Source organism: Streptomyces sp. H27-C3 (assembly GCF_030063415.1).
Lineage (GTDB): Bacteria > Actinomycetota > Actinomycetes > Streptomycetales > Streptomycetaceae > Streptomyces.
Map to the genome: position 1 here is coordinate 45490 of NZ_JASITA010000016.1, position 23176 is coordinate 68665.

Sequence of the window (23176 nt, forward strand, 5' to 3'; positions counted from 1 at the left end):
GTCCCTCGCGTGATGGACGCCGGCCGAAGGGCGCGGGCCGACGAGGACGCACCGCCGCAGCGGGGGCACTCGCACGGGGGGTAGCGGCCGGGGTCGGAGAGGATGTCGAATGGATCACCCTCGAAGATCCGCGTGCTCGGCGACCACGTCCGGCCCGAGTCCCGCGATACCCGCATGCTCATCAGGACGCGGGGTTTGACGCCCAGGTCAGGGAGATCCTCGAGGGCCTTTCGCTCTGTGTCAGGAGTACCCGCCGAATTACTCAAGGCGGTCGTCCTCGGTCGCTTCGCCATGTGTAGAAGGATCGCGATCGGAGCGCTGGGCCAGAAAGGCCCAGTGGATTACCCAACTTGGGTACCATCACGTTCGGTTGAGACTTTGAAGCGATCCGTAGCCTCCCTCCGGAGCGTGACCGATGCCCGAGTCAGGACGCACGAAGGAACTCCCGCCCAGCCTGCTCACCGATCCCGAGATGATCGACGCCTGCCGGGTCCGTGACTTCGCGAGGATCTTTCGGCTGGTCAAGGCCAGGGCAGGCATCTACCCGTCGATGATCGCCCGGCAGTGTGAGCTGACACCGAGCCGAGTGGGCGAGGTGATCGCGGGCCGGAGGCAGCTCCTGCACATGGACGTGATCGAGCGGATCGCGGACGGGCTGCGCGTACCCGGACACATGCTCGGTCTGGCACGGCGCACCTGGGAGACGCCAGCGGCCTTGGTCGTCGCGCAGCGGGAACAACCCGACGCCGTCGAGGTGAACGCCGCTCCGAAGCTCCTTACCGGGTTACCCGGCGTCGAGGTGGACAGCATCCTGGCTCTGGCCGCTGGCACCAACCCGAGCCCGTCGACGCTCCGGGCCTTGCGTTCCTCGATCGAGGACTACTGGCGTCGCGACGACGAGCACGGTGGCGAGACGCTTCGGCCGGCAGTCGTGGGGCAGCTCCGCTACGTTGAGGGTCTGCTGAAGGACCACCGGCCGACGCAGATACAGAACGGCCTGTATGGCATCGCGGCGGAGCTGGCGCGCCTGACCGGATGGACGTTCTTCGACGCCCGCCGGTACCAGCAGGCCCGCGCGTACTTCTCGGAAGCCCTGCAACTGGCCAAGGAGATCGACGACCGCCCGTTCATGGCCAACGTACTGGCCTGCATGAGCCTGCAAGCGACCTACCAGGACAAGCCCGCCGACGCTTTGGCCCTGGTATCCGCAGCGCAGGACCAGGCCCGCGCCGAGACCGGCACGACAGCGAGGGTGCGGGCCATGCTCGCGATGCGGGAAGCGTTCGCCCACGCCACCCTGGGGGACCGGAAGTCCACCCACGCCGCGATTGCCGAGGCCCACGGCCAGTTCGAACGGATCCAGTCCCACGATCCGGATCCGGCATGGGTGAGCTACTTCGACGAACCGAAGCTCATCGTGGACACGGGCATCGCCCACGGCCGTCTCGGGGAAGCGGCGATTGCCGAACCGCTCATCGCGGACGGGCTGGCACGGGAAGACCCGTCGAACCAGCGAGGCCGGGCGTTCCACGCGTTCTGGCTGGCCCGTACGCAGCTCCAGAGGGGCAAGCTCGACCAGGCGTGCCACACGGCGATCGAAGCGCTGGTACCGGCCGCCGCGGTCTCCTCCGAGCGGGTGACCGGGCACCTTCGCGAGTTCTACGAGCAGCTTGCGCCCTATCGCGAGGTGCCGGCCGCGGTTGCCTTCGAGGCCCGGCTACGAGCGGTGCTTCCGCCGCCGGGTCAGCGGATGCCTTCGTCCATGAGTACGTAGAGCAGGCCGACGAGGGCGCCGCTGCTGACGATCTCGCGGCGGTCGATCATGCCCCGGATATTGGCCAGCGGGATCCACTCGATCCGGTCGGACTCGTTCTTCTCCGTCGGCGGACCGTCGTACGTGGCTCCGTCCGCGCGGAACAGGTGGTGCTGGGAGTCCGTGATGCCGTTCGCCGGTTCGGCGTAGATCAGCGGCTTCATCGGTCCCGGGCGCCAGCCGGTCTCTTCGAGGACTTCACGGGCGGCGGCTTCGCCGGGGGTCTCGTCCGCCTCCACCAGACCCATGGGCAGCTCCCAGGCCCAGGCGTCCGTGATGAAGCGGTGTCGCCACATCATCAGGACCTCTTGCCGGTCATTGATCACGGCGGCCACGGCCAGGTGGCGGAGCTTGACGACGTGGTGTTCCCAGCGGTGCCCGTCCGGCGTCTCGACGTCGGTGAGCCACAAGTTCACCCATGGGTTCTCGTAGATCGGACGTTCACCGTGGATCTTCCACTGCATCGCTGCGGCCCCTCTCGATCGACCACCAGCATCGCAGAACTCGACCGAACTCCCGCTAACTTCGGGCTAATTCACGTCACACTGACGAAATGCCATGCCGAGTGACAGGTGAGGTCGCAACGGAGGCCCGTAGGGTGCCGTTGGGGGCGGAGCCGTAGCGCAGAGGTCGTCGCGCGCGGTCTCCAAAATCGCGAGGACGCTGGTTCGGATCCAGCCGGTTTCGCTTTCTTTCCGGAACCGATCTGAGGTGAGGGGCCCGAGGTCCGCCGACATGGTTCAGCGGGACGACTCCCCGGCCGCTGGTGGCCTGGGTCGGCAGCAGGCTCGGCGCTGGAGTCCTCGCTGACGCGCGATGCTCCTCAACCCCGCGTGGTTCCGAGCGCGAGGGGCCTCACTCTGCCTCACGGACCTCCCCGTACCAGCGCCACTTCTCCAGCCGCTCCCGCCCCGGGAGGGCACCCCGCCCGGTCGCCCACAGCAGCGTCGGCCACGGCTCTTCGTCGCTCTCCACATGCGGGAAGAGCCTTCCGAGGACCAGTGCGCACAGGTCGTCGGGGGCGGTGAACTCCAAGCCGAGGCCGGCTGTGATGTCGTATGTGTGGAGAAGGGTCTCGACGATGCCCATCGCCGCGAAACCGGCCGGGTCTGAGGCACCGGAGGCGTGGTGGGCGCGGGCCGACGGGGGAGTTGTGCGAGTCAGGGAGACCTGCATCGCACCGCACGCCTCCAGGACCGTCAGCAGCCCGGACGGGCCCGGCCCCCGATCGGCCTGGAGGATGTTGACCGGCCCTTGGGGCCGTTGGCGGTGCATCTCGAGGGGGACATAGGTTCCGGCCGGCAGGCCGGGCGTCCCGATCTGCATGCCGTAGAAGAACAGGTCGTCCGCCAGGTGCTCGGCCGTCTCCCAGCACGTCCACTCCAACGAACCGGCTGTCGCGTCCCACGCCTCCGCCTCCGAGGGAGCCGACCGCAGCGTGGCGAGCGCGAGCTGCACCGCGCGGGCCAGGGCGTCGGCCCAGGCGTCGTTCGTGCGGGGGGCCGACTGGTCATGATCTTCGAATGTCATCCGGGCACGGTAACGTGCCCGCCCAATCGCCGGATCACAGTTCGGGCAACGTCCCTGACCGCCCCACCGCGCCGCCACAAACGGCTGTCCGAGCGCCTCGCGGCCGCCTGCGCGGGTTATCCCGGCTGGTCGCTCGGTAGACGGGTTTCGCCCAGGTTCCCCAGCGCTATCGAGAACTGATCCCCTACACCACGACGAGGGACATGACCTCTCGCCGCAGCCAGGGTGTTCGCGAACTGGGCCCTGTCACCATGCGCAAGCTATGGACCCCGTGTGGACCACGCGGCCGATACGCCCTTGTGCGGGAAGGTGAAGTGGCAGGTCAGGCCCGTATTCGGCGCCCAGGGCAGAACCCTCTTGAAAACCGTCGTGGCAGCGATGTCACCGTGGGTTCAAATCCCACACCCACCGCGTAGTTCAAGGCATGTGCAGTGCAGAAGGGGCGCCTCCGGTCACGGAGGCGCCCCTTCTGTTGTCGGCCTTCTGTTGGCGCCGGGTCGCTCGCCAGGGCGGTCGGACTGTTCTAGGTGGCCGTGTCGAGCGCGGCGAGGATTGCCGGCCAGGGGGTCTGCTGGTCCGCCGGGGCGCGGCGGGGTTCGTGGAGTGGCCAGACGTCCGGGCCGTGGATCAGGTGCACGCCCGCGCGGCGGAGCGCGGTGATGTGGCTGTTCCATGCCGGGTGTCGGGCGTGGGCGGCGTTGACGCGTGGAAAGAGGATGACGGGTACGTCGAGGGTGCCGATGGCTTCGGAAACCTGGGTGAGGGCCTGGTTGTCGGCGAAGCCGCAGGCGAGCTTCGCGGTGGTGTTGGCGGTGGCGGGGGCGACGACGAAGCGGTTCGCGTAGGGGTGGGGGCGGGCCTCGGACGGCAGCCGGGGTTCGTCGCGTACGGGCAGGCCGGTGAGCTTCTCCAGCCGCTTGAACTCGGCTGTCTCGCGCAGCCACCGGCCCGCGGTCGGGGTGAGGGTGACCGCGACCTGCCAGCCGCGCTCCATCGCGGGCTCCACCAGCCCGGAGCGCAACTGCTCCACCCCGTCCGCCGCACAGCCCACCACCGCCAGCACTCGCTGGGCTACGTACGTCACTGCTCCCCACCCCTCCACGACGGCCATGACGAATGTGGCCATCCTGCACGGCGACCTCGGTTCAGGATGTCGTGGAGAGGCGGGCCGCGGAGGCGATGGTGGCTCGGGCCTCGCGTTCCGTGAGGCCTGTGCGGACCGCGGCTTCGGTGAGGGCGTCCGTGAGGGCGGGGCCGAGGCCGTTCTCGTGGGCACGGCACGCGGCCCAGAAGAGGCGGGTGTTGCGCTGCCCCTCGTGCGCCGCGAGGACGAACTGGACCAGGCCGTGGCCGCGTCCGGGCGGTTCGGCGTGGGGGCCGGGTCGGTCCGTGGGGTGGTGAGGGCGTGCGGGGGGCGCAATCAGGCGTAGGAGTGCGCCGGGGCAGGCGGCCGGGGCGAGGTGCGCCGTGCCCGGCGCCGTGCGGTAGATGCCCCGCGTGGTGAGGGAGCCGGGGCCCACCAGGTAGCCGCCGGCGCCGCGGATGTCGATGCCCGGGGCCAGGCGGCTCGCGGAGTTGGGGACGACGACCTCGGGTGGCGCGGTCAGCCAGAGGTGGCGACCACCGCTGGGGGTGAGGACCACGACGGTCTCCGGGATCGTGAAGAGGTGCTGGAGGGCGAGGTGGCGGAGGGCCGCGGTGCTGTCGGGGGCGGCGGTGGTTGATGTGGTGGGGCCTGGCGCGCCGGGGGCTGGGGAGGGGGCGGCGTACGCCCCGGTGCCCGAGACGGTGGCGTCCGGGTCCGGCTTGGTGTCCAGATCGATGCCTACGAGGTGGTGCGGGGTCCGGCCGCAGGCGATGCCGTAGCCGGTGGCCCAGGGGGCGGCGGCGAACAGGGCGCGGACGGTGGCGGGGTCGGTGCTGGCGTCGTGCACGCCGTGTCCGGGCTGTCCGCACTCGCCGCGGCACACGATCGGATCGGCGGAGTCGCGGTGCGGGGAGCGCAGGGCGGGGAGCTTGGTCCGGGACAGGGGGATGACGGGGAGCCCGCGCTCGGCGGCGGAGAGAGCGTGGGCGAGGGCCAGGGTGGCGGCGCGCCGGTCGGTAGTGGCCATGCGTTCATATTCGTACAAATATTCGAAGAAAGGAAGGGGGAGGGGAGGGGGCGGATTGGCCGAAAATGTGGCGGAACGCTTCTTCCCTTGCCCGGCCCGGATTCTGACGACCGTGACCGGCGTGAGCTCGGGGTTTGGGGGCGCGAAGGGGGTTTATCGACATGTCCTCACGCTTGAGGGGGAATTGGGCCGTCCGGGCTGGTTCGCCGGGGATTCGATAGGCAAGTCTGATCTCGCGACGTCGTGACCAACGCCGCAGCGGTCGGCCGGCCGCCCCGGAAAAGTCCGTACTTACCAGTCACAGTTCCTGGAGGAATTGACATGGCAACCACCCGTACCGCTCGCACCTTCGCCGTTCTCGCCGCGCTGCCCCTCGTGGCGGCCCTTTTCTCGGGTGTCGCGGTTGCCGACAACGGCTCCTTTGCGAACAACGGATCCAACGCGAGCGTGGCCACGGTCAATGGCAGCGGTGTCGGTCGCGACAACAACGGAAACTCCACCACCACGCAGCAGGTGGCGACCGGTTCCGGCGCCTCCAACCAGAACAACACCGCGGCCGTGAACGGCTCCGGTTTCACCGTGATCGACCAGTCGAACGAGAACGTTGCGGTGAACTTCACCAAGCTCTGGTGAATCGCGGCCCTGTCGGGGCTTGTGCCTCGGGGTGAATGACGGCCTGCGCGACGGTGCTTCGGCGCCGTTGCGCGGGCCGTTCCCGTTGTGGAGGAGGAAGTGGGGAAGGGCGGGCGGGCCCTCGGTGGCGTGACGGGCCGGGTCCTCGACCTTGACAGCGCACGCAGATCTGACGGACAGTCAGAAATCCTGATCCGTAACGTCGCCGGAGGCCACCGCCGTGCACCTAGCTCCCACCGCGCGTCAGCGGCAGCTGCGCGCAGAACTCCGCTCGTACTTCCGTGAGGTCATGCCGGAAGGGCGGCGCGTCGAGGATCCGGCCGAGCAACGCGCCCTGGTCCGGCGGATCGGCGCCGACGGGATGCTCGGGATCGGCTGGCCCGTCGCATACGGCGGGCAGGGGCGCGGGGCCGACGAGCAGTTCGTCTTCTTCGACGAGGCGTACCGGGCGGGCGCACCCGTTTCGATGGTCACGCTCAACACCGTCGGACCGACCCTGATGAAGTACGGGACGCCCGAGCAGAAGGATTTCTTCCTGCCGCGCATCCTGCGCGGCGAGATCGTCTTCGCGATCGGGTACACCGAGCCCTCGGCCGGTACGGACCTCGCCTCACTCCGCACACGCGCGTGCCGCGAGGGCGGCAACCCCGAAGATGCGGGCGGTGAGGGCGGCGAGTGGCTGATCGACGGACAGAAGATCTTTACCAGCAACGCCCAGAACGCCGACTGGATCTGGCTGGCCTGCCGTACGGATCAGGCGGCCCCCAAGCACAAGGGCATCTCGATCATCCTGGTGCCGACGGATGCGCCGGGCTTCTCGTGGACGCCGATCGAGACGGTGGGCGGGCTGACCACGACCGCCACGTACTACGACGGGATCCGGGTGCCCGTCACGAATATGGTCGGTGAGGAGAACGCCGGCTGGGGACTGATCACCAACCAGCTCAACCACGAGCGGGTGGCGCTCGCGGCGATCGGGATGCAGGCCGAGGACTGTTACGACCAGGCGATGGCGTACGCCGCCACCCCCGACCCGGACACGGGCGAGCGGCCGGCGGACCGGCCCTGGGTGCAGGCGCGGCTGGCGGAGGCGTACGCCCGGCTCGCGGCGATGCGGCTGCTCAACTGGCGGCTGGTCGGGGACGTGGGGGCGGACGCCCTCGCGCCGGGGGACGCGAGCGGCGTGAAGTTCATGGGAACGGAAGCCGCGGTCGCGGTGTACCGCATGTGCCAGGAGGTCACGGGTGAGGCCGGGCTGGTGCGGTCCGGTTCGCCGGGCGCCTTCGGGGACGGGGAGTTGGAGCGGATGAACCGGGCGGCGCAGATCAACACCTTCGGCGGCGGGGTCAGCGAGGTGCAGCGCGAGATCGTGGCGACGATGCGGCTCGGCATGCGCAGACCGAAGAGGGAACGGGCGAGGGCCACGGAGGGGGCGCGCCATGAGTGACGATCCTGATGAACTCCGGATGCCTGATGAGCTTCAGCTTTTCCACGCGCGGCTGAAGGCGTACGAGGGGCAGGCCGCCACGACCTCCGGGGTCGGCAAGGACCTGGTCAACGAGCCCATGATCAGGCACTGGTGCGAGGTGATGGGCGACGACAGCCCGGCGTACGCGGGGCCGGGCGCGGTGGCGCCGCCGACGATGTTGCAGGCCTGGACGATGGGCGGTCTCTCGGGGGACACGGGCAGGTCGGGCGCGTACGACGAACTGTTCGAGCTGTTGGACGGCGCGGGCTGCACCTCGGTCGTCGCGACCGACTGCGAGCAGGAGTACCTGCGGGACCTGCGACCCGGGGACCGCATCACGTTCGACGCGGTGATCGAGTCGGTGTCCGGGCGCAAGACGACCAAGCTGGGCACCGGGCACTTCGTCACGACCCGGATGGATGTCAGGGCCGAGGGGGAGCTCGCCGGTACGCACCGCTTCCGCATCCTCAAGTACGCCCCAGCGGAGGCCGGGAGAAAGACCAAGGAACCGGCCGAGGCCGCGCGCCCCAGGCCCGTCGTCAACCGGGACAACGCCGGATTCTGGGCCGGGGTCGCCGAGCACCGACTGCTGATCCAGCGCTGCGAAAGCTGCGCGACGCTGAGATTCCCCTGGCTCCCGGGGTGCAACGCGTGCGGGGCGGCCGAATGGGACACGGTCGAGGCGAGCGGGGCGGGCACGGTCTTCTCGTACGTCGTCATGCACCGCCCGGCGTTCCCGGCCTTCGACCCGCCCTACGCGGTCGGGCTGATCGAACTCGCCGAGGGCGTGCGCATGATCAGCAACGTGGTCGGGGTGCCTTGCGACAAGGTGCGGATCGGCATGCCCGTACAGCTCGAATTCCTGCGCGTCGACGCGGATTTGGAGCTGCCGGTCTTCAGAGGGGGCGCGGGCTGACATGGATTTCACACCCACCGAGGAGCAGACGGCGGCGCGGGAGCTCGCGGCGCGCATATTCGGGGATCTGTCGACGCACGAGAGGCTGACCGCGGCCGGGACCGGCACGGACGCCGGGCTGTGGAAGGAACTCTGCGCGGCCGGGCTGCCCGCGGCGGTCGAGGAGACGGGGCTGCTCGGCCTGGTTCTGCTGCTTGAGGAGCAGGGCCGGACCACAGCGCAGGTCCCGTTCGCGGCGACCTGTGTGTACGGGCTGCTCGCAGTGGCCGCGCACGGCACCCGGGAACAGCGGACCCGCCTGCTGCCCGCGATCGGTGCGGGCACGGTGGTGGTGACCGGGGCGTTCCCCGCGCGGGGGGCGATACGGGCCGACGCACCCGGGAGGCCGAACGGCACGGCGGCCTCCGCCACCCCGACCGGCACGGCGCCCGCCGCAGACCCGACCGGCACGGTGCCCACCGCGAAGCTGACCGGCATTGCGCCCGTCGTGCCGTGGCTCCGGGACGCCACGTGGGTGCTGGTCCCCGATGCGGACCGGGGGCTCTGGCTCGTACCGACGGCGGACGCGACCGTGGGAGTCGAGCCGGTGGAGACCACCGCGCCCTGGTCCGCGGGCCGGCTCACGCTCACCGGGGCGCCGGGCGAACGGCTGGGCGGGCCGGGGCCCGGGGCGTACGAGCACGTGCTGGCGGCGAGCCGGGTCGCCTTCGCGGGACTGCAGGCGGGGGCGTGCGCGGGGTCCCTCGCGCGGGCCGTCGCGCACACCTCCACGCGCGAACAGTTCGGCCGCCCGCTCGCCACCAACCAGGGCGTGCTGCTGCGGGCCGCCGACGCGTACATGGACACCGAGGCGATACGCGTCACGGCGTACGAGGCCGCCTGGCGCCACGACGCGGGCCTGCCGTTCGCCAAGCACGCGCTGACCGCGGCGTGGTGGGCGTCGGAGGCGGGGCAGCGGGTGGTGCACGCCGGGCAGCATCTGCACGGCGGGACTGGCGCGGACCTGGAACACCCCGTCCACCGGCACTTCCTGTGGGGCCGGCAGCTCGACGCGTACCTGGGCTGCGGCAGCGAAGTGCTCGCGGAGCTGGGGCGGTTGCTGGCGGATGCGGCAACGGAAGGCGAGGCGGACACGGCACTGGAAGGCGAGGCGGATACGGCACTGGCCCCCGAGGCCGAGGTGCGCACAGCAATGGAAACCGGGGCGGATACGGCAACGGAAGTCGAGCCGGGCCGAGGAGAGAAGCCGAGCCGACAAGAGCAGCGGGACCAAGAGGAGGAGCCGGTATGAAAGTTGGCCACGAGCTGCCACCGCTGGAGATCCCGATCACCCGCACGCTGATCGTCGCGGGTGCCGTCGCCTCGCGCGACTACCAGGACGTGCACCACGACGCCGAGGCCGCGCGGGAGAAGGGCTCCCCCGACATCTTCATGAACATCCTGACGACCAACGGTCTGGTCGGCCGGTACATCACCGACCACTTCGGCCCCGAGGCCCGGCTGCGCGCCGTGAGGATCCGCCTCGGAGCCCCCAACTACCCCGGCGACACCATGGTTCTCACGGGCACCGTGGTGGCGGTCGACCAGGACGGCACCACCGAGGTGCGGGTCGTCGGTGCCAACGGGGTCGGCAACCACGTCACCGGAACAGTGCGCCTCGCCCTGCCCGCCGCCTCGCCGGCCACCATGTCGGCCACTCCCTCGGCCGTTCCGGGAGGGCACCGATGAGCGTACGCGGAGCCGACACACTGGGTGGAAGGGCGGCGATCGTCGGCATCGGGGCGACCGAGTTCTCCAAGGACTCCGGGCGCAGCGAGCTGAAGCTGGCCGTCGAGGCGGTGCGGGCGGCCCTCGGCGACGCCGGGCTGACGCCCGCCGATGTCGACGGCATGGTCACGTTCACCATGGACACCAACCCCGAGATCACCGTCGCCCAGGCGGCCGGTATCGGCGAGCTGTCCTTCTTCTCCCGCGTCCACTACGGCGGCGGCGCGGCCTGTGCCACCGTCCAGCAGGCCGCCCTCGCCGTGGCGAGCGGAGTCGCCGAAGTCGTCGTCTGCTACCGGGCGTTCAACGAGCGCTCCGGGCGCCGGTTCGGCTCCGGGGTGCAGCACCGCGAGCCCTCGGCCGAGGGCGCCGCGCTCGGCTGGTCGCTGCCGTTCGGGCTGCTCACCCCCGCCTCCTGGGTCGCCATGGCCGCCCAGCGCTATCTCCATACGTACAACCTGACGCCCGAGGCCTTCGGCCATGTCGCCGTCACCGATCGCCGGCATGCCGCCCGGAACCCGGCGGCGTATTTTTACGGGAAGCCCATCACCCTCGCCGACCACGCCGCTTCACGCTGGATCGTCGAGCCGCTGCGGCTGCTTGACTGCTGCCAGGAGACCGACGGCGGGCAGGCGGTCGTGGTGACGAGCGTCGAGCGCGCCAGGGACCTCGCGCAGCGGCCCGCCGTGATCACGGCGGCGGCGCAGGGCGCGGGTCGCCGTCAGGAGGCGATGACCAGCTTCTACCGCGACGGCCTCACAGGGCTGCCCGAGATGGGTGTGGTCGCCCGTCAGCTCTGGCGGACATCGGGCCTCGGCCCCACCGACATCGATGTGGGCATCCTCTACGACCACTTCACGCCGTTCGTGCTGATGCAGCTGGAGGAGTTCGGATTCTGCGGTCCCGGCGAGGCCGCGGACTTCGTCGCCGCGGACCGCCTGCCGCTGAACACGCACGGCGGTCAGCTCGGTGAGGCGTATCTGCACGGCATGAACGGCATAGCGGAGGCGGTCCGACAACTGCGCGGCACTTCGGTGAACCAGGTGCCCGATGCGGCCACGACTCTGGTCACGGCGGGCACCGGGGTTCCCACGTCCGGGTTGATCTTGGGTGCGGATGGCTGAGGGTGGGGTGTAGGAGCCGTTCCGCGCCGGGGCGGGCACCTTCACTCTCCCTATGAACCTACGACTGTGGGCCTTGCGCCTTCTCGGACACGCGCTCGTACTGGCCGTCACGATCGGTGTGCCGATCGCACCGCATCAGGCACGGGCGCAGGCAGGATCGCAAGCAGGAGTGCGGGAAGGAGCGCAGGCAGGACCGGAATCAGCGGCGCCGACGCTCCGGACAGCAGCGGCATGGGTGCCCGCGCGGGTACCCACGTACAGGCAGGCACCCGCACCCGCACCCGCACCCGCACCCGCACCCGCACCCGCACCCGCACCCGCACCCGCACCCGCACCCGCACCCGCACCCGCACCCGCACCCGCACCCGCACCCGCACCCGCACCCGCACCCGCACTCGGCCAGGCGCCCGCCCCTGCCAACGCGCCCGCCATGCCCGCTCCCGCGCCCCTCGCCCCCGCCTCAGCGCTCCGCCCCCTGTACTTCCGTGGCTGGGCCTTCGACACCTGTATCGCCCCCACCCTCGCGACCATGCGTGCCTGGCGTTCCTCCCGCTACCAGGCGGTCGGCGTCTACTACGCGGGTCGCGGCAGGGCCTGCCGCAAGCAGCCGAACCTCAGCAAACGCTGGGTGGCCGCCGTGGACGAGATGGGCTGGCGCGTGCTGCCCATCTTCGTCGGCTCGCAGTCGCCCTGCGTGCTGGCCAGGAACAAGAAGGCCGTCAGGATGGGCCGCGCCCCCTGGCGCCAGGGCAAGCGGGAGGGCGCGCACGCCGTCCGGCGCGCCAAGGCGCACGGCATGGACCGGGGCAGCGCCCTCTACCTCGACATGGAGGCGTACGACCTGCGCAACAGCCGATGCGCCCGCACCACCCTCGACTTCGTGCGCGGCTGGAACCGCACAGTGCGCCACTACGGATACGTCCCCGGCTTCTACAGCAGCGCCGACTCCGGGGTGCGCCATGTGGAGCGCGCCCGCAGGGCGGGGGCCAAGGACCTTCCGACGGTGATGTGGTTCGCCCGCTGGCACACCAAGCCGTCCCTGTACGGCGAGCGGGCGCTGTCTCCGCGCGCCTGGCACCCGCACCGCCGGATCCACCAGTACGCGGGCAACGTGACGGAGAAGCACGGTGGCCGACGCTTCAGCATCGATCGCAACAAGGTCGACGCCCCGGTCGCCCGTATCCGCCGCTGACCTGCGAAGAAGGCCCGCCTGTCCCACGCGCCCCGAGATTCGACCCTTATGAAAAAGGGTGCGCCCTCCACCTTCAGGAGGTGGGGCAGGCACCAGCACTACAACCTGAGGCGGACCCACCTTCGGGACCTGGGGCCGATCCGCAACGGTAGTGCCCACTCCTAGCTTGGACCTATGACCACGCTTGTCTGCACCAGCGCATCCAAGGCAGCGACGCCGACGCCCTATCCCTCGTTCTCGACGTACGTACGAGCCCGGGGGCCGGTGCTGCTGCGCACGGCCCGCTCGCTCACCGCGAACCCGTGCGATGCGGAGGACTTGCTGCAGACCGCGCTCACCAAGACCTATGTCGCCTGGGACCGCATCGAGGACCACCGAGCCCTCGACGGCTACGTCCGCCGCGCCCTGCTCAACACCCGCACCTCGCAGTGGCGCAAGCGCAAGGTCGACGAGTTCGCCTGCGAGGAACTGCCCGAGCCCGAGGCTGTCCCGGCCACCGACCCCGCCGAGCAGCAGGTGCTGCACGACGCGATGTGGCGTGCGGTCATAAAGCTGCCGGAACGCCAGCGCGCGATGGTCGTCCTGCGCTACTACGAGGATCTGAGCGAGGCCCGGACGGCCGAGGTGCTCGGGGTGTCCGTCGGCACGGTCAAGAGTGCGGTGTCCCGCGCGCTCGGCAAGCTCCGCGAGGACCCGGAGCTGGCGACGGTCCGCTGATTGCACGGGAATCGCGGGATTTCCCGGACCGCACCGGACCGCACCGGACCGCACCGGACCCGTACTCCCGAATTGCTCCCGAATTACTCCCGAAACTAGTGACATACCGAGTGGTACGTGCGCAGAATCAGCGCAACCTTACTGCCGCGTAGCGCCCACCGGGAGGACGCCGTGCTGAGCACCATGCAGGACGTACCACTGACCGTGACCCGCATTCTGAATCATGGAATGACGATCCACGGTCGCTCACAGGTCACCACTTGGACCGGTGAGAGCGAGCCGCAGCGCCGCAGCTTCGCCGAGGTCGGCGAGCGTGCGGGCCGCCTCGCGAACGCCCTGCGCGACGAACTCGGAGTCGTCGGCGACCAGCGCGTCGCGACGCTCATGTGGAACAACGCCGAGCACGTGGAGGCGTATCTCGCGATCCCCTCCATGGGCGCCGTGCTCCACACCCTCAATCTGCGGCTGCCCGTCGAGCAGCTGATCTGGATCGTCAACCACGCGGCCGACCGCGTCGTTATCGCCAACGGCTCCCTGCTGCCACTGCTCGCGCCGATCCTCCCGCACCTGCCGACCATCGAGCATGTGATCGTGTCGGGCCCCGGCGACCGTTCGCTCCTCGACGGTGTCGCGCCGAACGTGCGGGTGCACGAGTACGAGACGCTGATCGCGGACCGTCCTTCCACGTACGACTGGCCCGAGCTGGACGAGCGCACTGCCGCCGCCCTCTGCTACACCTCGGGCACCACCGGCGACCCCAAGGGCGTCGTCTACTCGCACCGGTCCATCTACCTGCACTCGATGCAGGTCAACATGGCCGAGTCGATGGGGCTGACGGACCGGGACACCACCCTCGTGGTCGTGCCCCAGTTCCACGTCAACGCCTGGGGCCTGCCGCACTCCACCTTCATGACCGGCGTCAACATGCTCATGCCGGACCGCTTCCTGCAGCCTGCCCCGCTGGCCGAGATGATCGAGCGCGAGAAGCCGACGCACGCGGCGGCCGTCCCCACGATCTGGCAGGGCCTGCTCGCCGAGGTCACCGCCAACCCGCGCGACCTGTCCTCCATGGTGACCGTGACCATCGGCGGCGCGGCCTGCCCGCCGGCCCTCATGGAGGCGTACGACAAGCTCGGTGTGCGGCTCTGTCAGGCCTGGGGCATGACGGAGACCTCACCGCTCGGCACCATGGCCAACCCGCCCGCCGGTCTCACCGCCGACGAGGAGTGGCCGTACCGCATCACCCAGGGCCGCTTCCCGGCCGGCGTCGAGGCCCGGCTGATGGGCCCCGCGGGCGAGACCCTCGCCTGGGACGGCGAGTCGGCCGGTGAGCTGGAGGTGCGCGGTGCCTGGATCGCGGGCGCGTACTACGGCGGCGCCGGCGGCGAGGACTTCAAGCCCGACGACAAGTTCAGCGAGGACGGCTGGCTCAAGACCGGCGACGTCGGCGTGATCAGTACCGACGGCTTCCTCACCCTCACCGACCGGGCCAAGGACGTCATCAAGTCCGGCGGCGAATGGATCTCCAGCGTCGAGCTGGAGAACGCGCTGATGGCCCACCCGGACGTGGCGGAAGCGGCGGTCGTCGCCGTGCCCGACGACAAGTGGGGCGAGCGGCCCCTGGCGACGGTGGTGCTGAAGGAGGGGGCGACCGCGGGCTACGAGGAGCTGAAGTCGTTCCTGGACGGCAAGATCGCGAAGTGGCAACTGCCGGAGCGCTGGGCGATGATCCCGGCGGTCCCGAAGACCAGCGTGGGCAAGTTCGACAAGAAGGTGATCCGCAAGCAGTACGCGGCAGGCGAGCTGGACGTCACGCGGCTCTGATTCCGCCCTCTGCGGGCGACCGCTGAACGGACGGCAGAAGGGCCCCGCGACGACCACTAGACCTCAGGCGGTGCGGGGCCCTTCTGCCGTCTCACGCGATGTTCGCGTACGTACGGCTCAGTTGGTGCCGATCTTCGCCAACAGGTCCACGATGCGGCCCTGCACATCGCTGCTGGTGGAGCGCTCGGCGAGGAAGAGGACCGTCTCGCCGGAGGCGAGCCGGGGGAGCTCGTTCTCGCTGAGGCCGGCCGAGGTGTAGACGACCAGCGGGGTGCGGTTCAACTGCCCGTTCGCACGCAGCCAGTCCACGATCCCGGCGCGCCTGCGGCGTACCTGCATCAGGTCCATCACCACCAGGTTCGGTCGCATCTGCGTCGCCAGCGTGACGGCCTCGGTGTCGGTCGCCGCGCGCGCGACCTGCATGCCGCGCCGCTCCAGCGTCGCCGTCAGCGCGAGCGCGATCTCCTCGTGCTCCTCGATGAGCAGCACGCGTGACGGGTGCTGCTCACTGTCGCGCGGCGCGAGCGCCTTCAGCAGTACGGCGGGATCGGCGCCGTACGCCGCTTCGCGCGTCGCCTGCCCAAGCCCGGCCGTGACCAGCACCGGGACCTCGGCGGCGACGGCCGCCTGGCGCAGGGACTGGAGCGCGGTACGGGTGATCGGCCCGGTCAGCGGGTCGACGAACAGGGCCGCGGGGAAGGCGGCGATCTGCGCGTCGACCTCCTCACGGGAGTGCACGATCACCGGGCGGTAGCCGCGGTCGCTGAGCGCCTGCTGGGTGGAGACGTCGGGGGCCGGCCAGACCAGCAGACGGCGAGGGTTGTCGAGCGGCTCGGGGGGCAGCTCGTCGTCGACGGGCCGCGGCTGGGGCCGGTTGGCCACCTCCACGGCGCCGTTGGGCCCGTCCAGCGGCTCGGGGCCTTCGGAGCCCTCGTCCGGTGCTCCTATGGCGTACGCACGCCCCTCGGCCTGCGCCGACAGGCGCTGCTGGGGCGGGCCCTGGGGGTGCGGGCGGGGGGCGGTGGGCTCGTCCGGCGCGGAGGTCTCGGCGGACGGGGACGCCGGGGACGGCTCCGCCTGCTGCCGCTCGGAGAGCTTGCGGCGACGACCGGAGCCGAGCGTCTGGTTCTGCTGCTGGGCGATCTGCTGTGCGAAGGGCATGCCCTGCCCGAGGGTGCGCACGCTGAACGCGCGCCCCTGCGTCGAGTCGGCGGGCACCGGCGCGGGTGTGGGAGCCTCGGCGGGCAGCGCCTGGGCCGGGGGCAACGGCAGTGCGGCGTGCGGCCGCGGGTGTGCGGGGGCGGGTGTGGGCGTAGATGCGGGGGCGAACGGGTTGGCGTTCCTGCTGTTCTCGTCCTCCTCGTCTCCGTCCTCGTCGTCCCCGTGCGCGTCCCCGCTCGCCGACGCGGGCCAGGTCTGCGTCGACCCGACCGCCGTGGTGGTGGCCCCGACGGGGGCCGTACCGCCTGCCGCGGCCCAGCTCCGGGGCGCGCCGACAGCGGCGTCGTGGAGGTGCGCGTCGGGTGCGTCCGGGGCCTCGTGCGGGTCCTGGGCGTCCTGTGCTGCTTGGGCGTCCTGTGCTGCTTGGGCGTCCTGAGCCGCCTGTGCGTCCTGAGCCGCCTGGGCGATCTGTGTGGCCTGTGCGTTCTGCGGCTCGGCGTCGTCGGGGAGTTGGGGGGACCGTGCGGGCTGCTGCGGCCCGTCCTGGCGCGCCCTGCGCCGCCCCGTCGGGTTGGCCACCGGATGCGGCTGCGGCGGGGTGTGGTCGGCGCCGGGATCGGACCGTACGGCGTCATGGCGACCCGGCAGCGAGGCGTCCGCCGCACCGGCCGTCGGCGGCACCCGGTCGGCCTCGGCCGGAGGCAACGCGAACGCGATCCGCGCACCGCCCTGCGCCTGGCCCTGGCCTTCGCCGGTCCGCTCCTGAGCCGGGGCGAGCGCCCTGCGGGCACGCCGTCCGGCCGCCTGCTGTTGCTGCGGGGTGTGCTGCTGCTGGGCGTTGCTCCCGGCGGAGGGCGCGGCAGGGAGGGCGGGGAGCGCGCGGGGGCCCTCGTACGCCCCCTCCGCACCACGCCGTGCGCGGCGCCCTGTCGGGCTCGGCGCATCGGTGGGCACGCCCTGGGGCGGTACCGTCTCGCCGAGCGCCGCGCGCCCGGTGCCGTGCGCCCCCTCGGCGGCTGTCACGACGGAACCCTCGGAAGGCGCCGGGACCCGGCCGGCGGGGGCGATGGCGCGCAGCTCCACGTCACTGCCGACCCCGCCGCCGCTGCCGGCGCCCGTCGGCACCTCGACCTGGCTGGGCCGGCCACGCCTGCGACCCGTGCCTCCTGAGGCGGAGCCGGGCCCGGGGCCGTCGCCCGAGTTCTGGGCCGGAATGCGCTCCTGCTGACCGCCACCGGACTCGTCCGGCGCACCGCGGCGAGCCCTGCGTCGACCGGTCGGCGGGACCTGTTCCCCGTCGGCACCGACAGCGGGGTTCTCGCCCGGCCGCCCGTTTTGGCCGTCCTCTGCGCTCGCGCCGCTGTCGTGCTGCCCGTTGCCGAGGAACGCTTCGGTGGAGGCCCGCCGGGCACGCCGTCCGGCCCCGTCCGTGCCCGTCTGCTGTCCGGGTAGGTGCGCCGATACGGGAGCGTCGTCCCGGCCCGTGGGCTGCGGCACCGCGACAGCGACCGTCCCCGCACCGTCGCCGATGGGCACTTCGAGTACGTACGCACTCCCGCCCATACCCGGCACCTCGTGCGTCTGCAGCACTCCACCGTGCGCCTGCACGATGCCCCGCACGATGGGCTCGTGCACCGGGTCTCCCCCGGCGTGCGGCCCGCGTACCTCGATACGTACGACCTCACCGCGCTGCGCCGCCGCGACCACGATCGTCGAGTCCAGGTACCCGCCACCGGCCGGTGCTGCGGGCGCTTTGCCCGTCGAGTCGACCCCGGCCACATCGGCGACCAGATGCGCGAGCGCCTTCGCCAGCCGTACGGCGTCCACCTCGGCCTCTATTGGCGGCGCGTGCACGGCGAACTGCGCACGGCCCGGCCCGATCAGCTCGATCGCACCTTCCACGCCGGCCGCCACGACCGCGTCGAGCAGCACCTTCTTCTTGTCCAGCCGCGCCGTGCCCGCCATGAGCCGCTGGAAGCCGAGCACATTGTCGACGAGGGTGGTCATCCGGGCGTACCCGGCGGCCAGGTGGTGCAGGATCTGATTCGCCTCGGGCCACAGCTGGCCCGCCGGGTCGGCGGCGAGCGTCCCCAGCTCGCCGCGCAGCTCCTCCAGCGGCCCGCGCAGCGAGTCACCCAGGACGGCGGTCAGCTGGGCCTGCCGGCCGGCCATCTCCTCGTACCGCGAGGTCTCCCGGTCGAGCACCTCGGCGTGCTTTTCGATCAGTTCGTCACGGATCTGGGCTTCCCGTGCGAGCGCTTCGGCGTGCTTTTCGACCAGTTCGTCGTGGAGCTGGGTTTCGCGTGCGAGCGCTTCGGCGTGCTCCTCGATCAGTTCGTCGTACGGGCGGCGGTCCGTGAAGGTCATCACCGCGCCGACGAGCTGGTCGCCGTCGCGCACCGGGGCGGTCGTCAGATCGACGGGGACGGCCTTGCCGTTCCTCGCCCACAGCACCTGCCCGCGCACCCGGTGCTTGCGACCGGACTTGAGGGTGTCGGCGAGCGGTGACTCCTCGTACGAGAAGGGCGTGCCGTCGGCGCGCGAGTGCACGGCGAGTGGGTGCAGCTCCTTGCCGCCCAGGTCGCTCGCGCGGTAGCCGAGGATCTGCGCGGCGGCCGGATTGACCAGGACGACCCTGCCGTCCGTGTCCGTACCGACCACACCTTCGGAGGCGGCCCGCAGGATCATCTCGGTCTGGCGCTGCGAACGGGCCAGCTCCGCCTCGGTGTCCATGGCACCCGACAGGTCCCGCACGACGAGCATCAGGAGCTCGTCGCCGGTGAAGCTCTGCCGGTCGTTGTGCGCGTCACGGAAGGCGTCGCGGCCGTCCGCCAGATTCGCGCTGGTCACCTCGACCGGGAGTTCTGTCCCGTCGGTGCGCCGCGCGATCATCCTGGTCGGCTTCGTACGCCCCTGCTCGTCCGCGCCGTCCGCCCGCCGCATCGACCCCGGGATCAGCTTCGAGTCGAACCCCGGCAGCAGATCGAGCAGCCCGCGCCCGACCAGTCCGGTGCCCGGCGACTCGAACGTCTCCAGGGCGATGGTGTTCGCGTTCACGACGGTGCCGTTGCAATTGACGAGCAACAGCCCGTCCGGGAGCGCGTCGAGTATCGCCGCGAGGCGAGCAGCGCCTCGGGATGGCCTGCTGCTCACGACGACTGTTCCTCCCTGACTACTGCACCTTGCCGACAGCCGCTCCCATCTTGCCCCTGGGTTCGCGTGCTGTCACTGGAGAGAGTCTAAAGGCAGGGGATGGCCGTGTGACGGCGGATGAGGGGGAGCTCTCAACGAGGTTGTGTGCGCGCGGGCGCACAACTGGGCCCGTCGCACCCCTCGTGACCTGGTACGAGTCCCCCTGTTGACGGGGCCGGAACCGCTGCCGGAAGGGTTGCCGGAAGGGTTGCCGGAAGGGTTGCCCGGACCGCTCCGGTGTCCGATTCCTGTGCCCGTTCTGGGCCGGGCGTCAGGAACTGGTGCTCGTAACGGGTGCTCGTAACGGGTGCCAGGAACAACTGCCAGGAGCGACTCCTGGGAACGACCGCTACGCACGGGCGTTCGGCAGCACCGGTGCGACGGGAAGCGCCGGCAGCACCGGGGTCATCGAGTTCCAGTGGGAGATCTCGCAGCCGTCGCCGCGGCCGAAGACGGCATCGACGGGCCGCCCCTGCCAGATCCCGGTGACCCGGGCGGAGGCGGGTCCGCCGTACTGCTGCGTGCACACCTGCCCTTCGGGCGCCGGTGCGAAGGGGTCCTTGCCCTGCCCGGCCAGCTCCCCGAGCCGGTCACAGGCGGCCTGCGCCCGCGGGTGGCTGCCCCCGGCGGGCCCGCATTCGAGCTTGTACGTCGCGTCGGCGTCGGGGTTCCCGGTCTCGGAGGTGGTCACGGTGAGCAGGTCCTCCCCGGCGTGCAGCAGCGGCACGGGGAGGGGGCCGCCGGCGGCGAGGGCGCCGGGCGCGGTGACGGACAGCGCGGCGACGGACGCGGCGGCGGTGAGAACGAGGCGGCGCAGCATGCGGGCTCCTGGGATGTGAGGGGTGCGTGGGGACACGAAGGGACGGGACTCCCTGCTCCCTCTAACGCGCCACAGCCCCCGGCGTTGCGCCACAAGAACGGTTTTGCTCTGGGGCCGGGGCGCCTAGTACCGTGGGCAGCGATTGGTGACAGCCCGCAAGGCTGTGACATCATCTGCACGCACCCACTCGCGCAGGCGAGAGCGTGTGCTGGAGGCGTCGCCTAGTCCGGTCTATGGCGCCGCACTGCTAATGCGGTTTGGGTTTTAAAACCCATCGAGGGTTCAAATCCCTCCGCCTCCGCGTGTGATCACCGAAGCCCCGGTCCCCAGGACCGGGGCTTCGGCCGTCCATGGCCGTCCCTCACCGCTCAGGGCCGTTCGGGTGCTCTTCGAGGGCTCGCGCAAGGGGCGCCCAGAAGGCTGTTTCCGCAGCTCAGGTGGGGTCCGGCTAATGGATTTCGTATGGCGGCGCAGGTCATGTAATGTTGTTCTCGCAACGCCGACGGGGCAGGAAACGCCCCGAACGCCAAGCACTCGTAGCTTAACGGATAGAGCATCTGACTACGGATCAGAAGGTTGCAGGTTCGAATCCTGCCGAGTGCACGCAGGTCAAAGCCCCCGCCGGTTCATCCGGGCGGGGGCTTTGTCGTGCGTGCGAGCAGCGAAGTACATCAACCGGGTCAGGTCTTGCCGAGGGCCTTCCGGTGAGGCACTACGACGACTTGGTACTGCTGTATGCGGCGGACCGGGTCTGACACCGATGGCGCGCCCGTCTACGTTCTTCCTTAGCCGACGTGCTGACAGGGGGTGTGGCTGTGGAGTGGCGGAGCGCGGGGCTCGGGTGGCCCGACGGGGTGCCTGTGCTGCGGTGGGATCGTGGGCGGGTGAGTCCGCTGTCGTACGGGAAAGAGATCGGCTTTCGGGTCGTGGGTGAGCGGTACTGCGTGGGGGCGCGGGGGAATGCTTGTCCGCTCGGGGCCCTGGTGGCGGGGCGGGCCTCGCAGGCTCGGTGTGCGGAGTGTGCGCGGCTGGACCGGGCGTTCTCCGTCGCGGCCGACGGGGTGCCGGACGATCCGCGGACGTACCGGGTGTACCTGGCGTGGTTCGGGGCCGGGATGGCCAAGGTCGGGATCACCGCCGAGGAGCGTGGATCCGTAAGGCTGTTGGAGCAGGGAGCCGTGGCGTTCAGCTGGTTGGGGCGGGGGCCTCTGATGGCGGCGCGGCGGACCGAAGAGCTGTTGCGGGCCGCGCTCGGGGTGCCCGACCGGATTCCGTACGCGAAGAAGCGGGCCGTGCGGCACGACTTGCCCGGGTGGCCGGAGCGGGTCGCGGAGATCGGGGAGCTGCATCGGCGGGCCGTGGCGCTGGAGGGATGGCCGGATTCGCTGGAGCGGGTGCCGTTCGAGGCGGTGGACCACTCCGGGGCCTTCGCGCTGGCCGGGCTGGCGCCCCTGACGCGGGTGGTGAGCGAGCTGGCCGCGGGCGGGGTCGTCGCGGGGCGGCTGGTGGCGGCGGCCGGGCCCGATCTGCATCTGGTGGAGGCGACGGCGGGTGCGGAGGGCGGGGTGCTGGTGCTGGATACGCGGCTGATGTCCGGGTGGGCGCTGACCGGGGGTGACGGGGTGACGTCCGTGCCGGTGCGGCAGGTTGAGGCCTCGGGTGACGGTGATGGCGATGTGCAGGAAGGGCTTTTCTGACGAGGACGGGCTGGGCGCGACGCGCACCGCGAGTGTGACCGGCCGGTCCGGCTGTGTGGCCCGTGGGTCTTGTGGCTCCTGTGGGTCTTGTGGGTCCTGAGGGTGGACAGGGCCGTGCGCGGAGCCGAGGGTGGGTGCCATGAGCATGCAACCTGTCGCGTCGGAAGAACCGACCTCATCGGACCGGGCCGAGCCTGCCGTCGTGCGGTTCTGGGAGCGGCTCGGGCTGCCGGGGATCATCGACGTACACACGCACTTCATGCCCGACCGCGTGCTCAAGAAGGTGTGGGCCTATTTCGACGCCGTCGGGCCGCTGACCGGCATGGCGTGGCCCATCACGTATCGCCACGAGGAGGACGAACGCGTCGCGCTGCTCCGGGAATTTGGGGTGCGGCACTTCACCTCCATGCTCTATCCGCACAAGGCCGGAATGGCGGCCTGGCTCAATGCGTGGGCGGCTGATTTCGCGGCCAGGACCCCCGAATGCCTGCATACGGCGACGCTCTTTCCGGAGGAGGGAGTGGAGGCGTACGTACGGGAGGCAGTCGAGAGTGGGGCGCGTGTCTTCAAGTCGCACCTTCAGGTCGGGGCGTACGACGCGAACGACGCGCTGCTTGATCCCGTCTGGGGGCTGTTGGCTGAGGCCGGGATTCCGGTGGTGACGCACTGCGGGTCCGGGCCCGCGCCCGGCAAGCACACCGGACCCGAGCCGATCGGCCGGCTGCTGGCGCGGCATCCGCGGCTGCGGCTCGTGGTGGCTCATATGGGGATGCCGGAGTACACCGACTTCCTTGATCTCGCCGAGCGGTACGGCGAGATCAGACTCGACACGACCATGGCCTTCACCGACTTCTCCGAGCGCCTCACGCCTTTTCCGGTGGGCGAGCGGGGGCGGCTGGCCGACCTGGGGGACCGGATTCTGCTCGGTACCGACTTTCCCAATATTCCGTACGCCTACGGGCACCAGCTGGAGGCGCTTGAGCGGCTGGGGCTGGGGGACGACTGGCTTCGGGCGGTCTGTTACCGGAATGCGGTGCGGTTGTTCGGGCTGTGAGCTGCTGTGAGCTGCTGTGAGGGGCTGCGGAGGGGCTGTGACGGGGTGGCATCGCAGTGCGGTGCGGTGGAGTGCGCTGCGGTGCGCTGCGGTGTGACGTGTGTGGCGGCGGGGCGTTTCTCAGGGGATTCACAGGAATGGGAAAGGGCGCTCT

Annotated in this window: 18 protein-coding genes and 3 tRNA genes; 15 read left to right on the plus strand and 6 right to left on the minus strand. The window is 70.9% G+C overall.

Annotated features, from left to right (window positions below; translation table 11 throughout):
* The first annotated feature begins 415 nt into the window (after window positions 1-415).
* Window positions 416-1774 (plus strand): helix-turn-helix domain-containing protein, encoded by a 1359-nt coding sequence (locus tag QMK30_RS17900; RefSeq protein WP_283519201.1) that lies wholly within the window; start codon window positions 416-418, stop codon window positions 1772-1774.
* Here QMK30_RS17900 and QMK30_RS17905 read toward each other — a convergent pair.
* Entirely contained in the window at window positions 1744-2277 is a 534-nt protein-coding gene (locus QMK30_RS17905) for an NUDIX hydrolase (RefSeq protein ID WP_283519203.1), read from the minus strand. The two genes, QMK30_RS17900 and QMK30_RS17905, sit on opposite strands and share 31 nt — an antisense overlap.
* A gap of 148 nt (window positions 2278-2425) precedes the next feature.
* Here QMK30_RS17905 and QMK30_RS17910 point away from each other — a divergent pair.
* Window positions 2426-2500 (plus strand) — tRNA-Trp (locus tag QMK30_RS17910).
* Window positions 2501-2668: 168 nt separating this feature from the next.
* Here the strand turns inward: QMK30_RS17910 and QMK30_RS17915 are convergent.
* The 3 genes from QMK30_RS17915 to QMK30_RS17925 form a co-directional block, all read right to left on the minus strand.
* Entirely contained in the window at window positions 2669-3343 is a 675-nt protein-coding gene (locus QMK30_RS17915) for a hypothetical protein (protein ID WP_283519205.1), read from the minus strand.
* Between the two features lie 523 nt (window positions 3344-3866).
* The gene (locus QMK30_RS17920) at window positions 3867-4469 is read right to left on the minus strand and encodes a flavoprotein (RefSeq protein ID WP_283519207.1); all 603 of its coding nucleotides are present in this window, start codon (window positions 4467-4469) and stop codon (window positions 3867-3869) included.
* Between the two features lie 19 nt (window positions 4470-4488).
* Window positions 4489-5457 (minus strand): bifunctional DNA primase/polymerase, encoded by a 969-nt coding sequence (locus tag QMK30_RS17925; protein WP_283519208.1) that lies wholly within the window; start codon window positions 5455-5457, stop codon window positions 4489-4491.
* 321 nt (window positions 5458-5778) lie between these two features.
* Between QMK30_RS17925 and QMK30_RS17930 the strand changes: the two genes are divergently transcribed.
* The 9 genes from QMK30_RS17930 (at window position 5779) to QMK30_RS17970 (ending at window position 15098) form a co-directional block, all read left to right on the plus strand.
* The gene (locus QMK30_RS17930) at window positions 5779-6090 is read left to right on the plus strand and encodes a hypothetical protein (RefSeq protein ID WP_283519210.1); all 312 of its coding nucleotides are present in this window, start codon (window positions 5779-5781) and stop codon (window positions 6088-6090) included.
* A 220-nt stretch (window positions 6091-6310) separates the two neighbouring features.
* Window positions 6311-7537, plus strand: coding sequence for an acyl-CoA dehydrogenase family protein (locus QMK30_RS17935; RefSeq protein ID WP_283519211.1), 1227 nt, complete (start codon window positions 6311-6313; stop codon window positions 7535-7537).
* Window positions 7530-8474, plus strand: coding sequence for a bifunctional MaoC family dehydratase N-terminal/OB-fold nucleic acid binding domain-containing protein (locus QMK30_RS17940; RefSeq protein WP_283519213.1), 945 nt, complete (start codon window positions 7530-7532; stop codon window positions 8472-8474). Before QMK30_RS17935 ends, QMK30_RS17940 begins: the two co-directional genes overlap by 8 nt.
* Before the next feature lies 1 nt (window position 8475).
* Entirely contained in the window at window positions 8476-9765 is a 1290-nt protein-coding gene (locus QMK30_RS17945; protein WP_283519215.1) for an acyl-CoA dehydrogenase family protein, read from the plus strand.
* Entirely contained in the window at window positions 9762-10202 is a 441-nt protein-coding gene (locus QMK30_RS17950; RefSeq protein WP_283519217.1) for a MaoC family dehydratase, read from the plus strand. The genes QMK30_RS17945 and QMK30_RS17950 overlap by 4 nt, the downstream gene beginning before the upstream one ends.
* Window positions 10199-11365 (plus strand): lipid-transfer protein, encoded by a 1167-nt coding sequence (locus QMK30_RS17955; RefSeq protein WP_283519219.1) that lies wholly within the window; start codon window positions 10199-10201, stop codon window positions 11363-11365. Before QMK30_RS17950 ends, QMK30_RS17955 begins: the two co-directional genes overlap by 4 nt.
* A gap of 52 nt (window positions 11366-11417) precedes the next feature.
* Window positions 11418-12557 (plus strand): DUF1906 domain-containing protein, encoded by a 1140-nt coding sequence (locus tag QMK30_RS17960; protein WP_283519221.1) that lies wholly within the window; start codon window positions 11418-11420, stop codon window positions 12555-12557.
* Between the two features lie 174 nt (window positions 12558-12731).
* Window positions 12732-13274 (plus strand): SigE family RNA polymerase sigma factor, encoded by a 543-nt coding sequence (locus QMK30_RS17965; RefSeq protein ID WP_283519223.1) that lies wholly within the window; start codon window positions 12732-12734, stop codon window positions 13272-13274.
* A gap of 171 nt (window positions 13275-13445) precedes the next feature.
* Window positions 13446-15098 carry a long-chain fatty acid--CoA ligase gene (locus tag QMK30_RS17970; protein WP_283519225.1) on the plus strand — a complete coding sequence of 551 codons (1653 nt, stop codon included), beginning with the start codon at window positions 13446-13448 and terminating at the stop codon, window positions 15096-15098.
* 117 nt (window positions 15099-15215) lie between these two features.
* On the opposite strand, the gene QMK30_RS17975 is transcribed toward QMK30_RS17970, so the two are convergent.
* Window positions 15216-19412, minus strand: coding sequence for a hybrid sensor histidine kinase/response regulator (locus QMK30_RS17975; protein WP_283519227.1), 4197 nt, complete (start codon window positions 19410-19412; stop codon window positions 15216-15218).
* A 388-nt stretch (window positions 19413-19800) separates the two neighbouring features.
* A complete protein-coding gene (locus tag QMK30_RS17980; protein ID WP_283519229.1) occupies window positions 19801-20271 on the minus strand; it encodes an SSI family serine proteinase inhibitor in 471 nt (156 codons plus the stop codon).
* A 210-nt stretch (window positions 20272-20481) separates the two neighbouring features.
* Between QMK30_RS17980 and QMK30_RS17985 the strand changes: the two genes are divergently transcribed.
* The 4 genes from QMK30_RS17985 (at window position 20482) to QMK30_RS18000 (ending at window position 23022) form a co-directional block, all read left to right on the plus strand.
* Window positions 20482-20572: transfer RNA gene (locus QMK30_RS17985), tRNA-Ser, on the plus strand.
* 229 nt (window positions 20573-20801) lie between these two features.
* Window positions 20802-20874: transfer RNA gene (locus tag QMK30_RS17990), tRNA-Arg, on the plus strand.
* Between the two features lie 206 nt (window positions 20875-21080).
* Window positions 21081-21968: a DUF2797 domain-containing protein gene (locus QMK30_RS17995; RefSeq protein ID WP_502963161.1), complete on the plus strand. Its 888-nt coding sequence runs from the start codon at window positions 21081-21083 to the stop codon at window positions 21966-21968.
* 139 nt (window positions 21969-22107) lie between these two features.
* The gene (locus QMK30_RS18000; RefSeq protein ID WP_502963156.1) at window positions 22108-23022 is read left to right on the plus strand and encodes an amidohydrolase family protein; all 915 of its coding nucleotides are present in this window, start codon (window positions 22108-22110) and stop codon (window positions 23020-23022) included.
* Window positions 23023-23176 lie beyond the last annotated feature (154 nt).